This is a genomic window from Kosakonia beeri, assembly GCF_054165705.1.
In genome coordinates, this window is record NZ_CM135106.1 from 954,787 (window position 1) to 968,615 (window position 13,829).

General features: G+C 54.0%; 14 protein-coding genes. 9 read left to right on the plus strand and 5 right to left on the minus strand.

From position 1 onward, the window contains the following. Positions 1-3 precede the first annotated feature (3 nt). The 5 genes from ACUY4S_RS04725 to ACUY4S_RS04745 form a co-directional block, all read right to left on the minus strand. Positions 4-1,044, minus strand: a complete 1,041-nt coding sequence (locus ACUY4S_RS04725; protein WP_312691712.1) for an NADP(H)-dependent aldo-keto reductase — start codon at positions 1,042-1,044, stop codon at positions 4-6. 129 nt (positions 1,045-1,173) lie between these two features. Then, positions 1,174-1,392 carry a YgdI/YgdR family lipoprotein gene (locus ACUY4S_RS04730; RefSeq protein ID WP_312691713.1) on the minus strand — a complete coding sequence of 73 codons (219 nt, stop codon included), beginning with the start codon at positions 1,390-1,392 and terminating at the stop codon, positions 1,174-1,176. A gap of 144 nt (positions 1,393-1,536) precedes the next feature. Beyond that, complete coding sequence (locus ACUY4S_RS04735) at positions 1,537-2,250, minus strand: TerC family protein (protein ID WP_020455057.1); 714 nt, start codon at positions 2,248-2,250, stop codon at positions 1,537-1,539. A 66-nt stretch (positions 2,251-2,316) separates the two neighbouring features. Next, on the minus strand, positions 2,317-3,012 hold the full coding sequence (gene mutH / locus ACUY4S_RS04740) for a DNA mismatch repair endonuclease MutH (protein WP_312691714.1): 696 nt from the start codon (positions 3,010-3,012) through the stop codon (positions 2,317-2,319). A 109-nt stretch (positions 3,013-3,121) separates the two neighbouring features. Continuing rightward, on the minus strand, positions 3,122-3,241 hold the full coding sequence (locus ACUY4S_RS04745; protein WP_312691715.1) for a hypothetical protein: 120 nt from the start codon (positions 3,239-3,241) through the stop codon (positions 3,122-3,124). A 452-nt stretch (positions 3,242-3,693) separates the two neighbouring features. Between ACUY4S_RS04745 and rppH the strand changes: the two genes are divergently transcribed. The 9 genes from rppH (at position 3,694) to recC (ending at position 13,690) form a co-directional block, all read left to right on the plus strand. Then, complete coding sequence (rppH, locus tag ACUY4S_RS04750; RefSeq protein WP_458022151.1) at positions 3,694-4,224, plus strand: RNA pyrophosphohydrolase; 531 nt, start codon at positions 3,694-3,696, stop codon at positions 4,222-4,224. Positions 4,225-4,236: 12 nt separating this feature from the next. After that, complete coding sequence (gene ptsP / locus ACUY4S_RS04755; RefSeq protein ID WP_458022150.1) at positions 4,237-6,483, plus strand: phosphoenolpyruvate--protein phosphotransferase; 2,247 nt, start codon at positions 4,237-4,239, stop codon at positions 6,481-6,483. A gap of 231 nt (positions 6,484-6,714) precedes the next feature. Next, positions 6,715-7,590, plus strand: a complete 876-nt coding sequence (gene lgt / locus ACUY4S_RS04760; protein ID WP_312691718.1) for a prolipoprotein diacylglyceryl transferase — start codon at positions 6,715-6,717, stop codon at positions 7,588-7,590. A gap of 6 nt (positions 7,591-7,596) precedes the next feature. Next, a complete protein-coding gene (gene thyA / locus ACUY4S_RS04765; RefSeq protein WP_458022149.1) occupies positions 7,597-8,391 on the plus strand; it encodes a thymidylate synthase in 795 nt (264 codons plus the stop codon). A 184-nt stretch (positions 8,392-8,575) separates the two neighbouring features. After that, positions 8,576-9,037 carry a prepilin peptidase-dependent protein gene (locus tag ACUY4S_RS04770; protein WP_458022148.1) on the plus strand — a complete coding sequence of 154 codons (462 nt, stop codon included), beginning with the start codon at positions 8,576-8,578 and terminating at the stop codon, positions 9,035-9,037. Continuing rightward, positions 9,031-9,594 carry a prepilin peptidase-dependent protein gene (locus tag ACUY4S_RS04775; RefSeq protein ID WP_312691721.1) on the plus strand — a complete coding sequence of 188 codons (564 nt, stop codon included), beginning with the start codon at positions 9,031-9,033 and terminating at the stop codon, positions 9,592-9,594. The genes ACUY4S_RS04770 and ACUY4S_RS04775 overlap by 7 nt, the downstream gene beginning before the upstream one ends. Further along, positions 9,591-9,998 (plus strand): DUF2509 family protein, encoded by a 408-nt coding sequence (locus tag ACUY4S_RS04780; RefSeq protein WP_312691722.1) that lies wholly within the window; start codon positions 9,591-9,593, stop codon positions 9,996-9,998. The genes ACUY4S_RS04775 and ACUY4S_RS04780 overlap by 4 nt, the downstream gene beginning before the upstream one ends. Further along, on the plus strand, positions 9,983-10,306 hold the full coding sequence (locus tag ACUY4S_RS04785; RefSeq protein ID WP_312691723.1) for a prepilin-type N-terminal cleavage/methylation domain-containing protein: 324 nt from the start codon (positions 9,983-9,985) through the stop codon (positions 10,304-10,306). The genes ACUY4S_RS04780 and ACUY4S_RS04785 overlap by 16 nt, the downstream gene beginning before the upstream one ends. Before the next feature lie 12 nt (positions 10,307-10,318). Beyond that, positions 10,319-13,690: an exodeoxyribonuclease V subunit gamma gene (gene recC / locus ACUY4S_RS04790; protein ID WP_458022147.1), complete on the plus strand. Its 3,372-nt coding sequence runs from the start codon at positions 10,319-10,321 to the stop codon at positions 13,688-13,690. The last annotated feature ends 139 nt before the right edge of the window (positions 13,691-13,829 follow it).

Genomic DNA, 13,829 nt, shown 5'->3' on the forward strand with positions numbered 1-13,829 from the left:
GTGTTACGGGGCCGGGTAGGTATAAACCTGGTGTACGGCTTCGATTTCAGCCAGCACCTCTTCACTGAGATCCAGATGCAGGCTTTCCACATTAGTTTTTAACTGTTCCATCGTTGTCGCACCCAGCAGGGTGCTGGCAACGAAGGGCTGACGACGCACGAACGCTAATGCCATTTGCGCCGGATCCAGGTTATGCCGTTTGGCAATCTCCACATAAGCCGCCACCGCTTTTTGCGCCTGCTCGCCGCTGTAGCGTGTAAAACGACTGAACAGCGTATTGCGCGCGCCGGCCGGTTTTGCGCCATTAAGGTACTTGCCGGTCAGCGTGCCGAACGCAAGGCATGAATAAGCCAGCAATTCTACGCCTTCATACTGGCTTACTTCCGCCAGCCCGACCTCATAGCTGCGGTTTAGCAGGCTGTAAGGGTTCTGGATGGTAACTATGCGCGGCAGTTCGTGTTTTTCCGCCAGATGCAAATAGCGCATCACGCCGAATGCGGTCTCGTTTGATACGCCGATATAGCGGATCTTCCCGGCGCGTTGAAACTCGGTCAGTGCTTCCAGCGTTTCCAGCAGCGTGACGACCGGTGCGCTGTCAACCCAACTGTAACCCAGTTTGCCGAAGCAGTTAGTTGGGCGTTGCGGCCAGTGCACCTGGTAGAGATCGAGGTAATCCGTTTGCAGGCGTCGCAGGCTATCGTCCAGCGCGTTACGGATATTTTTACGATCCAGCGCCTGGTTCGGGCGGATTGCATTGTCGTTATTGCGGCTCGGGCCGCTCACTTTCGAGGCGATAACCAGTTTTTCGCGGTTGGCGCGTTTCGCCAGCCAGTTGCCTACATAGGTTTCCGTCAGACCTTGTGTTTCGGGACGCGGCGGCACAGGGTACATCTCCGCCACATCAATCAGGTTAATGCCCTGGCTTACGGCATAATCGAGCTGTGCGTGGGCGTCGGCTTCGCTGTTTTGTTCACCAAACGTCATTGTGCCCAGCCCCAGGGTGCTTATCTCAAGCGAACTGTGGGGGATACGGTGATAATGCATAGCCGGCTTCCTCAATAAAGCAGCGTCAGTGGTTCTGACAAAGGAATATAAACATGGCAGAGGGGCGGAAAAAGGGAAAGCAGAAAATCAAAAAAAGGCCAGCAGGTCACTGACCTTTATAGGAATTTGTTAGCGCTCAATAATCTGGGATACATCATCACGGTTAATCTGCATTTTATTGCCTTGCTGATCGCGGTAGCTAACCAGCCCGGTATCATCGTCAATTTCCGGTTTACCTTGCGTCAGGATCATCCTGCCGTCTTTTGTCGCCATGACATAATCGCTGCTGCATCCTGCCACTGCAAAAGCCAGTCCCACTGCGGAAATCAGTACTGCCCATTTTTTCATCGCTCTTATCCTCTCACGACTGCGTCTTACACAAGTTTAGTAATAACGCGCGATCCGGTAATGAAAAAGCGGGATTATCTGAAAATATTTGTTTAGGGAAGAGAAACAGCGAGGCAAGCTTCCCCCGCAGGGGAAGCTCCGGACTTACAGCGGGTTTTTCTTGTTACGCATCAGGTTGAGCGTTTCGACGGCGATAGAGAAGAACATCGCGAAGTAGATGTAGCCCTTCGGCACGTGGATAGAGACGCTTTCCAGGATCAACGTAAACCCGACCAGGATCAGGAATGACAGCGCCAGCATTTTTACTGACGGATGGCGATCGACGAACTCGCCAATGGGCCGTGCGGCAAACATCATCACACCAACAGCAATCACCACGGCGGCCATCATAATAAACAGGTGATCCGACAAACCGACGGCGGTGATCACCGAATCGAGACTGAAAATAATGTCCAGCAGCATGATCTGCACAATAGCGCCAAAAAACGAATGCACATTGGTCTTCAGCCCCTCTTCTTCACCTTCGATCGATTCGTGGATCTCTTTGCTCGCCTTCCAGATCAGGAACAAGCCGCCTAAGAACAGGATCAGATCGCGGGCCGAAACGCTATGGTCAAATACGCTAAACAGCGGGTGTGTCAGACGCGTGACCCAGGCAATAGACGCCAGCAACAGCAGGCGCATGATCATTGCAGCGGCAAGCCCCAGTCTGCGAGCGTGATTGCGCTGCGCGGTTGGAAGTTTTGCCACAACCAGAGAGAGAAAAATAATGTTGTCGATGCCCAGCACGATCTCCAGCAGCGTCAGTGTTCCGAGCGCAAGCCAGGCGTTGGGATCGGTTATCCATGCAAATAACATTTAAATAAAGTCCTGCCAAAATAAAGAAGCGCTAATTATAAGCACGGGCGCCACTATGGCAAAAATTTAATAGCCGGATAATAAAAAGTGGCGTGCAAGCAGGGCTCGGGTGAAGTTTTTTTTCAAATAAAAACCGCGCGGCAAAGTGAGGATCGGTTCACCGTGTTCACCGATCGCTTCGGTAAGCGCTTTGCTGTTGGCGGCTTTTGGTCGCAGTTGCAGAACCTCACCGTGGCGGGCGGTAATCGTTGTTACTTTGCCCAGTACAATCAGATCCATCAATTCTTCCCAATCCAGCCGCAACTGCTGCTCTTCTTCCTCGTTGGGACTCCACAACAGCGGCGATCCGACCCTGCGTTCGGCAACAGGGATCTCTCGTGAACCTTCAATAGGGATCCATAGCACGCGCTTGAGCTTATGACGGACGTGACTGGTTTCCCACACCACGCCGCTGTTGCCGGTTAACGGCGCCACGCAAACAAAGGTGGTTTCCAGCGGACGGCCCTGACTATCCACAGGGATCGTTTTCAATTCCACGCCCAGCGCGGCAAAGTCCTGTTCAGGTTTACTGCCAGCGCTGGCACCTAACCACAGTTCCAGTAGTACACCCGTCCAGCCTTTATCACGCTTCAAATCTCGTGGGACGGGCAAGCCTGCTTTGGCTGCCAGTTCACCCAATGTGTAACCTGCCAGCTGCTGCGCCTGGGCAAGCAGCAGTGCTTCAGAATCCGGAGGCGTGAGAAGGGGAGATAAAGCAGACATGCCAGAACCCTTTTGGTTAAAAAACGAACGGCTGTTTTGCACCGCAGTGGGTCAGTTTACCTTTTTCTGGATTAGATAAACAATGCCATGATTTATAAGATAATTTATTTCATTGATTTGTGTGTTGCGCAACACTGTGATCGGTTTTCCAAATCTGGTCACTGACAATAAACAGGATCTTACACCATGTTATCCACAGAAAAGTGGGATAACTGGGGAAAAGCAGCACTACTGTTTCGATTTACAGCCTTGACGTGCGACGAAAATCGAATTTCTGCACAAAATGTGCCTAACTTATTGGCATAATCTGTGGATAAAAACGGCTCTGTTCGATCTTTCATCAACGCCAGGATCCTTAGGGTGATGATCGTCACATTATGCCTTGAAAAAAGGTTAACAACCTATTTAACTTTATGAATTGAAAAAGCTTATTTTTAAAGGCGAAAATGGGTATATTCAGACTGTTCCGGGTTTTCCCTGGGTAATTCCATACTTTTTCACAACTCTATCCACAGAAAAGGTGAATAAAAACGGTGAAAAGCGACGTTTGCTGTTTATAACTCGGGCGATAACTGTGAGTTATTCAATTGTTATCCGTTAGTATCGCTGTAATAGAGTGGTTTACCGTTATCCGGGAGTATGAAACAATCGCTTCATTCAGGTTTATTTTGAGGTAGTCCGGTGATTGATGACGATGGCTACCGCCCAAATGTGGGAATCGTAATCTGTAATCGACAGGGTCAGGTCATGTGGGCCAGGCGCTTTGGGCAGCACTCATGGCAGTTTCCCCAAGGGGGAATCAATCCTGGGGAATCCCCGGAGCAGGCAATGTACCGGGAACTGTTCGAGGAAGTGGGCTTAAGTCGTAAAGATGTTCGTATCCTTGCTTCTACCCGTAACTGGTTGCGTTACAAGTTACCGAAACGTTTGGTGCGTTGGGACACAAAGCCGGTGTGTATCGGCCAGAAACAAAAGTGGTTTCTTCTGCAATTGGTCGGCAACGATGCTGACATAAATATGCAAACCAGTAGTACACCTGAGTTTGATGGCTGGCGTTGGGTAAGCTACTGGTATCCTGTTCGCCAGGTAGTCTCGTTTAAGCGCGATGTCTACCGGCGGGTGATGAAAGAATTCGCGAGCGCGGTAATGTTGCTTCAGGAAACGCCTCCTAAGCCGCAGAGTGCGCCCGCATGGCGACGTAAACGAGGTTAAGCCACCCACATCATGCTCACCCGACTGCGAGAAATAGTTGAGAAAGTCGCCAGCGCGCCACGCCTTAACGAAGCGCTGGAAATTTTGGTTACCGACGTTTGCCTGGCGATGGAAACCGAAGTGTGCTCGGTCTATCTCGCAGATCACGACAGGCGTTGCTATTACCTGATGGCGACGCGCGGTTTGAAAAAACCGCGCGGCCGCACCGTCACACTCGCATTCGATCAGGGGATCGTTGGTCTGGTTGGCAGACTGGCAGAACCCATCAACCTCGCCGATGCGCAGAAACACCCCAGCTTTAAATACATCCCCTCTGTAAAAGAAGAGCGTTTTCGCGCTTTTCTCGGCGTGCCGATCATCCAGCGTCGCCAGTTGCTTGGCGTGCTGGTGGTACAGCAGCGTGAACTACGCCAGTACGACGAGAGCGAAGAGTCTTTTCTGGTTACGCTCGCGACACAAATGGCGGCTATCCTCTCGCAATCGCAATTAAACGCGCTGTTTGGTCAATACCGGCAGACGCGTATTCGCGCACTGCCTGCTTCGCCGGGTGTGGCTATCGCAGAAGGCTGGATGGACGAAACCCTTCCGCTGATGGAACAGGTTTACCCGGCATCGACGCTGGATACCTCCCTCGAACGTGAACGGCTGACGACGGCGCTGGAAGAAGCCGCCAATGAATTCCGCCGCTACAGCAAACGCTTCGCCGCCGGTGCGCAGAAAGAGACGGCGGCCATTTTCGATCTTTACTCGCACCTGCTTTCTGATGCGCGCCTGCGCCGCGAACTCTTTGAAGAAGTCGACAGAGGCGTCGTCGCCGAATGGGCGGTAAAAACCGTTATTGAAAGCTTCGCCGAACAATTTGCTGCCCTGAATGATGGTTATCTGAAAGAGCGAGCCGGCGATTTACGCACGCTGGGCCAACGTCTGTTGTTCCACCTTGATGACTCGATTTCGGGGCCAAACAGCTGGCCGGAACGCTTTGTGCTGGTGGCAGATGAGCTCTCGGCCACCACACTCGCAGAGTTACCGCACGATCGACTGGCTGGCGTAGTCGTGCGCGACGGCGCATCGAACTCGCACGCGGCAATTATGGTGCGGGCGCTTGGCATTCCTACGGTGATGGGGGCTGATATCCAGCCTGCAGTGTTACAACGCCGGACGCTGGTAGTAGACGGTTATCGTGGTGAGTTGTTGGTGGATCCGGAACCGGTCTTGCTGCAGGAATACCAGCGGCTGATCACCGAAGAAAACGCCTTAAGCCGCCTTGCTGAAGATGATGTTAACCTGCCCGCGCAGCTTAAAAGCGGTGAAAGAATCAAAGTCATGCTCAACGCGGGTTTAAGCCCGGAGCATGAAGAAAAGCTGGGTAGCCGTATCGATGGCATCGGTCTGTACCGCACCGAAATCCCTTTTATGTTGCAAAGCGGGTTCCCTTCTGAAGAGGAGCAGGTGGCGCAATATCAGGGAATGATGCAGATGTTCAACGATAAACCGGTGACGTTGCGAACGCTGGATATTGGCGCTGACAAGCAGCTGCCCTATATGCCCATCAGCGAAGAGAACCCTTGCCTTGGCTGGCGTGGTATTCGTATTACGCTCGACCAGCCGGAGATCTTTTTGGTACAGGTACGAGCCATGCTGCGCGCCAATGCGGCAACCGGTAATCTCAGTATCTTGCTGCCGATGATCACCAGTATTGATGAAGTGGACGAAGCGCGGCGTTTAATTGAGCGCGCCGGGCGTGAAGTGGAGGAGATGATCGGTTATGCGATCCCGAAGCCGCGCATTGGCGTCATGCTTGAAGTCCCGTCAATGGTATTTATGCTGTCGCATCTGGCGACGCGGGTCGATTTTATCTCCATAGGTACTAACGATCTGACGCAGTACATCCTGGCAGTGGATCGCAACAACACCCGCGTGGCCAGTATGTACGACAGTCTGCATCCCGCCGTGTTGCGTGCGCTGGCAATGGTGGCAGAGGAAGCGGAGCGACTCGGCATTGATCTTCGTCTCTGTGGCGAAATGGCGGGCGATCCGATGTGTGTTGCCGTACTGATTGGCCTTGGCTACCGGCACTTATCCATGAATGGACGATCCGTGGCACGTATCAAATACCTGTTACGGCGCATTGATTACGAAGAGGCGCAGACGCTGGCGCGACGTGCGCTGGATGCGCAGCTGGCAACAGAAGTGCGCCACCAGATCGCCGCCTTTATGGAGCGCCGAGGGCTCGGCGGGTTGATCCGCGGCGGAATTTAAGTCTCAGGTTGCTCATAGCGCGCTGATCGCATCAGCATCAGCGCCAGTCCGGGAACAACGCGCCGCTGGCAAAACGCCAGCCTGGCCGGCTTACACATCTTTTACAACTTCGCCGCCACCAGCACCCATGCCTTATGCTATGATTCGCAGCTTTGGTACGGCCGTCGGTTACGGTCGAACATGTAAACCGCTCCCCACTTTCGGCGGAATAACAACAAGTTGTGGTGACAGATGAACAGTGGCTATCTGCGTTTTCCGGACTTCGATCCGGTGATTTTTTCTATCGGGCCTGTTTCCCTCCACTGGTACGGTTTGATGTATCTGGTGGGGTTTGTTTTTGCGATGTGGCTGGCGACGCGCCGGGCGAACCGTCCGGGCAGTGGCTGGACAAAAAATGAAGTAGAGAACCTGTTGTACGCGGGTTTTTTGGGCGTATTCCTCGGTGGACGTCTCGGTTACGTTCTGTTCTACAACTTCCCGCTGTTCCTCGATGATCCGCTCTATCTTTTCCGCGTCTGGGACGGGGGGATGTCCTTCCATGGTGGTTTGATCGGTGTGATCGTGGTGATGATCATCTTCGCCAGACGCACCCAACGTAGCTTCTTCCAGGTGTCTGATTTTATTGCGCCATTGATTCCGTTTGGTCTTGGTGCGGGTCGCCTTGGGAACTTTATTAACGGCGAATTATGGGGCCGTGTCGATCCCGCCTTCCCGTTTACGATGCTGTTTCCGGGTTCGCGCGCAGAAGATATAGCGCTGCTGCCGTCACACCCGCAATGGCAGTCCATTTTTGATACTTACGGCGTGCTGCCGCGCCACATGTCTCAGCTGTATGAGCTGGCGCTGGAAGGTGTGGTACTGTTTATCATTCTTAACCTCTTTATTCGTAAACCCCGCCCGACGGGTTCGGTCTCCGGTCTGTTCCTGATTGGTTATGGCGCGTTCCGAATTATCGTTGAGTTCTTCCGCCAGCCGGATGCGCAATTCACCGGTGCGTGGGTACAATACATCAGCATGGGGCAGATCCTGTCCATTCCGATGATCGTCGCGGGCGTAATCATGATGATTTGGGCTTACCGCCAGCGTCCGCAGCAACAAGTTTCCTGAGGAACCATGAAACAGTATTTAGAATTGATGCAAAAGGTGCTGGATGAAGGCACCCCGAAAAACGACCGCACCGGGACAGGCACGCTGTCTATTTTTGGCCATCAGATGCGTTTTAATCTGCAGGACGGTTTCCCGCTGGTGACCACCAAGCGCTGCCATTTGCGTTCAATTATTCATGAGTTGCTGTGGTTCCTTCAGGGTGACACCAACGTTGCGTATTTGCATGAAAACAATGTCTCCATCTGGGATGAGTGGGCCGATGAGCAGGGCAATCTCGGCCCGGTTTATGGTAAGCAGTGGCGCGCGTGGCCTACCCCGGATGGTCGTCATATCGACCAGATCTCGACGGTCATTAACCAGTTGAAAAACGACCCGGATTCGCGTCGCATCATCGTGTCCGCATGGAATGTTGGCGAGCTGGATAAAATGGCGCTGGCCCCATGCCACGCGTTTTTCCAGTTCTATGTGGCGGACGGTAAGCTCTCATGCCAGCTCTACCAGCGTTCCTGCGACGTGTTCCTTGGCCTGCCTTTCAACATTGCCAGCTACGCGCTGCTGGTGCATATGATGGCACAGCAGTGCGACCTCGAGCCCGGCGATTTTGTCTGGACCGGCGGCGACACTCACCTTTATAGCAACCATATGGAACAGACGCACTTGCAACTGAGCCGCGAGCCGAGAGCGTTACCGAAACTGGTCATCAAACGTAAGCCTGCTTCACTGTTTGATTACCGCTTCGATGATTTCGAAATTGAAGGCTACGATCCGCACCCTGCAATCAAAGCACCGGTTGCAATCTGAACCTCTGCAACATGACATAACCGGTGCGATAACGTGCCGGTTTTTTTTGCCCGATTAAGACTTCTTTGAGCCTCTTTCCTGCCTTTTTGCAACGCCGTGTAAAACGGTAATTTTTTCCCGCAGCAGTACGCAAAACCTCTTTTTTCGTCTCGTCTCCATCAACGCGCCACCGCACACTGCCGCTATGAAAAATGAACACGGCTTTACCCTGATTGAAACCCTGGTAGCGCTTGCACTGATTGTCATTCTCTCCAGTGCGGGGATCGGTGGCTGGCAACGCTGGCAGTCACAACAGCGCCTGTGGCAAACCGCCTTACAGGTTCGCCTTTTTCTGGAACGTCTACGCGATGAGGCGAACTGGCAAAACCAGTCCCAGCGGGTTTATGCCGTGCGTGAAAATAAAGAGTGGTGTCTGGCAAATACCAGAACCCACGTCTGCGGCACCGAGGGGCGCTTTATCCTGCAACCAGCGTGGGCGGAGGTGGAACTGGTTGATATCACCCCATCATTGGGTTTCTTTGGCCTGCGAAACACCGCCTGGCCCGGCCATGTCCATCTTCGCAGTGATGCCGGGGAGTGGCGCATCGTGGTATCCGCATGGGGAAGGATCAGAATGTGCCAAAAAACGGCGGGGAACACATGTTAAACAGCCAGTCCGGGTTTTCATTGCTTGAGACATTATTGGCGATGGCGATAGGTAGCGTACTGCTGCTCGCCTGCGCCCGGTTTTTACCGGCTTTACAACTTGGCGTCATGCAACACTCCCGTATGCAAATAGCCGGAGATGAAGTATGGCAGCAGGTGTGGACTGTCGCAAAACACTTGCAACGCGCGGGTTATTGCAATGGTCAATGTACCGGGCAGCCGCTGACCATCGATAATTCGGGTGCGTGTGTCATTGTACAGTGGGACTCCAACAGTAATGGTCGCTGGGAACCCTCAGGTCACAGCGAGTCAGAACAGATGGGTTTTCGCCTGCAAAATGGCGCGCTGGAAACGCTGCGAGGCGCGACGCGGTGTTCGGGGCGTGGCTGGGAAAAAACAACTGACCCGGGGCAAATTACTGTGCAGCGCTTCAATGTTTCTCTTCAACGCACAACGGGGTTTGCGCCACAACTGACTGTCAGCATGGTGGCTCGCGTTGTGGGCTTACATGGCCAGGAAATTGCCGCTGCGCTGAGCGTGACAGGGTATAACCTGTGAACCGTCAACGAGGTATGTCATCTCTGGCGCTGGTGTTGTTATTGCTCTTGCTGGGTAGCCTGATGCTACATGGCCTTAGCCAGCAACTTACCAGCCATGTCTGGCGGGCAGGCCGCGAGAGCCAGGCGTTGCGCCAACTGTCAGAACTCCATTCAGCCATGGAATGGGCTCGTATGCAGAAGTGGGGATCACAATCAGCATGGCAATGTCAGGCACCGGATGGGCAGCAATGGCGCGCCTGTTTACGCATTTTTGCAGACACTTCAGCTCTGTTGATCGTGGCGAGCGACGAAGCGCAACTGTGGCGGCTGGCTGAAGTGCAACAGCAGAGGGTGATTTTTTTACCGCACGGCTGGAGTGATTTTTGTCCACGAAAGGAGACCGCGCAATGCCTGCTACCGTGAATAAACAGTCGGGATTCAGCCTGACGGAAGTCCTGCTGGCGATGGTATTAATGATGATGGTGGTCACCGCGCTGGGCGGTTATCATCGGGCGCTGGCCGTGGGTTTCACCACCGCCAGTCAGTGGCGGCAACTCTGGCGCACTGGCTGGCAGCAGGCGCAACAACACCCTGTGCCGCCTTCTTCGGGCTGGCAGGTACGCCGGGAGCAGACAACAACACAGGGATGTGTCAGCATCAACGTTAGCGTCATCTCGCCAGTGGGCAGGCAGGGGCAAATGACACGGTTATTCTGCCCAATCAGTCAGTAGTCAGGAGCACTTATGTTAAGGGTTTACCACTCCAATCGTCTGGATGTTCTGGAAGCATTGATGGAGTTTATCGTGGAGCGCGATCCGCTTGACGATCCCTTTGAGCCTGAAGTGGTACTGGTGCAAAGCACCGGTATGGCGCAATGGCTGCAAATGACGCTGGCACAGAAGTTTACCATCGCCGCCAATATTACTTTCCCGCTTCCCGCCAGTTTTATCTGGGATATGTTTGTCAGCGTGCTGGATGATATTCCAAAAGAGAGCGCTTTTAACAAACAGAGCATGAGCTGGAAACTGATGTCGCTGTTACCAGATATGCTCCATCGCGAAGAGTTCACCATGTTGCGCCATTACCTGAGCGATGACGATGACAAACGTAAGCTTTTTCAGCTCTCTTCTCGTGTGGCGGATTTATATGACCAGTATCTGGTTTACCGTCCCGAATGGCTGACGCGCTGGGAAGCGGATCAAAGCGTTGAAGGCCTCGATGAGGCGCAACGCTGGCAGGCGCCGCTGTGGCGGGCACTGGTAGAGCATACCGCCGCGTTAGGCCAGCCGCACTGGCATCGCGCTAATCTGTACCAACGGTTTATCGATAAGCTCCAGTTCGCAAAGGAGAAACCCGCTGGTCTGCCTTCCCGCGTGTTTATTTGTGGTATTTCGGCGCTGCCGCCAGTTTACCTGCAAGCCTTGCAGGCGCTGGGCAAGCACATTGATGTGCACCTGCTATTCACAAACCCGTGCCGCTACTATTGGGGTGACATTAAAGATCCTGCATTTCTGGCGAAACTGCTCACCCGCCAGCGTCGCCATCACCGCGAGGCCCGCCAGTTTCCGCTCTTTCGCGATGTGCAGAACGCCGACAGTTTGTTCAACGACGACGGGGAACAAGATATCGGTAATCCCTTACTGGGCTCGTGGGGCAAGCTGGGGCGCGACAATATTTTTCTACTGGCGGGCATGGAGCATTACGAAGAACTGGACGCCTTTGTCGACGTCACGCCCGGCACCCTGTTACAAAATCTGAAATACGACATTCTTGAACTGAAAAACAGCGCAGTCGCGGGTGTGACAGCCGAAGAATTTGCCCGCAGCGACAGTAAACGCAGACTCGATCCTGACGATCGCAGCGTCACGGTGCATGTTTGCCATAGTCCGCAGCGTGAAGTGGAGGTACTCCACGACCGGCTGTTAGCCATGCTGGAGGCCGACCCCGAGCTGACGCCGCGCGATGTCGTGGTGATGGTAGCGGACATTGACAGCTACAGCCCCTATATTCAGGCCGTCTTTGGCAGCGCCAGCGGTGAACGTTATGTGCCGTATGCGATTTCTGACCGTCGCGCCCGGCAGGCGCATCCTGCGTTACAGGCATTTATTAGCTTACTTTCGCTGCCGGACAGCCGTTTCGTCTCTGAAGATGTTCTGGCGCTCCTTGATGTGCCAGTACTGGCGGCACGTTTCAACATCAACGAAGAAGGGCTGCGTTATTTGCGCCTGTGGGTTAATGAATCGGGCATTCGCTGGGGAATGGACGATGATAACGTGCGCGAACTGGAGTTGCCGCCGACTGGCCAGCATACCTGGCAGTTCGGCCTGACGCGCATGCTGCTTGGTTACGCTATGGAAAGCCGCCAGGGCGAGTGGCAATCCATTTTGCCTTACGATGAGTCCAGCGGCCTGATTGCCGAGCTGGTAGGGCACCTGGCAACGCTTCTGATGCAGTTAAATCTTTGGCGTCGGGGGCTGGCGCAAGCGCGTCCGTTGGAGGAGTGGTTACCGGTTTGTCGCGACATGCTTAATGACTTTTTCCTGCCGGATCAGGACACCGAAGCGGCGCTGGCGCTGATTGAACAGCAATGGCAGGCGATCATTGCTCACGGCGTTGGGGCGAGCTACGGTGAAGCAATCCCACTGTCGCTACTGCGTGACGAGCTTGCACAACGCCTTGATCAGGAACGCATCAGCCAACGTTTTCTGGCGGGGCCAGTGAATATCTGCACTTTGATGCCAATGCGCTCCATTCCTTTCAAAGTGGTCTGTTTGCTGGGAATGAATGACGGCGTGTACCCGCGTACGCTGCCGCCACCAGGCTTTGATTTGATGAGCCAGAAACCACAACGTGGTGACCGCAGTCGCCGCGACGATGACCGCTATTTATTTCTGGAGGCGCTGATCTCCGCCCAGCAGCAGCTGTATATCAGCTACATCGGTCGTTCAATTCAGGACAACAAAGAGCGTTTCCCCTCGGTGCTGGTTCAGGAACTGGTGGACTATATTGGCCAAAGCCACTGCCTGCCGGGCGACGAGGCGCTTAATTGTGATGAAAGCGAGCAGCGGGTAAAAGCGCATATCACCCATTTACACACCCGTATGCCGTTCGATCCTGCTAACTATAGTGATGATGAATGGCAGAGCTATGTACGGGACTGGCTGCCTGCGGCGAGTTTACAGGGCGAAGCGCACTCCGCGTTCATTCAGCCTCTGGAACCGCAGCCGCTGGAAACGCTGGCCTTCGATCAACTTCAGCGATTCTGGGCGCACCCGGTGCGTGCCTTTTTCCAGATGCGTCTGCGGGTCAATTTCCGCCCTGAAGAGAGCGAAATCCCGGATGCCGAACCTTTTGTGTTGGATGGACTGAGTCGCTATCAACTGAATCATGAATTGCTTAACGCGCTGGTCGAACAGGACGATGCTGACAAGCTGTTTCGTCGTTACCGGGCGGCAGGCGCGCTGCCTTACGGTGCGTTTGGGGAAATTATCTGGGAGACGCAGTGTCAGGAGATGCAGACGCTGGCCGATCGTGTCAGTGAGTTTCGCCAGCCGGCGGACAGCCTCGAAATCGACCTGCATTGTGGGGACGTGCATTTGACAGGCTGGTTACCGCGCGTCCAGGCGGATGGTCTGTTGCGCTGGCGGCCGTCGCTGTTAAGCGTATCTCAGGGGGTGCATCTCTGGCTGGAGCATCTGGTCTATTGCGCCAGCGGTGGAACCGGCGAAAGCCGGCTGTTTGTTCGCAAGGGGGGCGAGTGGCGTTTCCCGCCGTTGGCACCCGATCTGGCGATGCGCTACCTGACGCTGATGATTGACGGCTACCGGGAAGGCATGGCAAAACCGTTGCTGATGCTTCCGGAAAGCGGCGGTGCCTGGATAAAAGTCTGTTATGACGCGGCAAATGATGCCATGGTAATGGACGAAGAGACGTTACAAAAAGCGCAGAGCAAATTTTTACAAGCGTACGAAGGGAATATGGTGGTACGCGGCGAAGGAGAAGATATTTGGTATCAGCGCCTGTGGCGAACCCTTGAGCCAGAGTACTACGCTGAAATAACCCAACAGGCGCAACGTTTCCTGTTACCGCTTTACCGACATCATCAGTCCGGTTGATTGTATAAAAATTGCGCACCGTGCAGGCTTCTATTATTATGCGCGACGATCACGGACTGATATAACAAGAGTGCTGGCTCAGTCAGCGCATGTTTTACCCGGTGATGCCCGTCATAACAGGCATTTTCGGGATCGTTAA

What these genes read in the sequence shown, in the direction of transcription:
- ACUY4S_RS04725 (WP_312691712.1), bottom strand. Translation starts at nt 1,044, where the DNA reads ATGCATTATCACCGTATCCCCCACAGTTCGCTTGAGATAAGCACCCTG.
- ACUY4S_RS04730 (WP_312691713.1), bottom strand. Translation starts at nt 1,392, where the DNA reads ATGAAAAAATGGGCAGTACTGATTTCCGCAGTGGGACTGGCTTTTGCA.
- ACUY4S_RS04735 (WP_020455057.1), bottom strand. Translation starts at nt 2,250, where the DNA reads ATGTTATTTGCATGGATAACCGATCCCAACGCCTGGCTTGCGCTCGGA.
- mutH (WP_312691714.1), bottom strand. Translation starts at nt 3,012, where the DNA reads ATGTCTGCTTTATCTCCCCTTCTCACGCCTCCGGATTCTGAAGCACTG.
- ptsP (WP_458022150.1), top strand. Translation starts at nt 4,237, where the DNA reads ATGCTCACCCGACTGCGAGAAATAGTTGAGAAAGTCGCCAGCGCGCCA.
- lgt (WP_312691718.1), top strand. Translation starts at nt 6,715, where the DNA reads ATGAACAGTGGCTATCTGCGTTTTCCGGACTTCGATCCGGTGATTTTT.
- thyA (WP_458022149.1), top strand. Translation starts at nt 7,597, where the DNA reads ATGAAACAGTATTTAGAATTGATGCAAAAGGTGCTGGATGAAGGCACC.
- ACUY4S_RS04770 (WP_458022148.1), top strand. Translation starts at nt 8,576, where the DNA reads ATGAAAAATGAACACGGCTTTACCCTGATTGAAACCCTGGTAGCGCTT.
- ACUY4S_RS04775 (WP_312691721.1), top strand. Translation starts at nt 9,031, where the DNA reads ATGTTAAACAGCCAGTCCGGGTTTTCATTGCTTGAGACATTATTGGCG.
- ACUY4S_RS04785 (WP_312691723.1), top strand. Translation starts at nt 9,983, where the DNA reads ATGCCTGCTACCGTGAATAAACAGTCGGGATTCAGCCTGACGGAAGTC.
- recC (WP_458022147.1), top strand. Translation starts at nt 10,319, where the DNA reads ATGTTAAGGGTTTACCACTCCAATCGTCTGGATGTTCTGGAAGCATTG.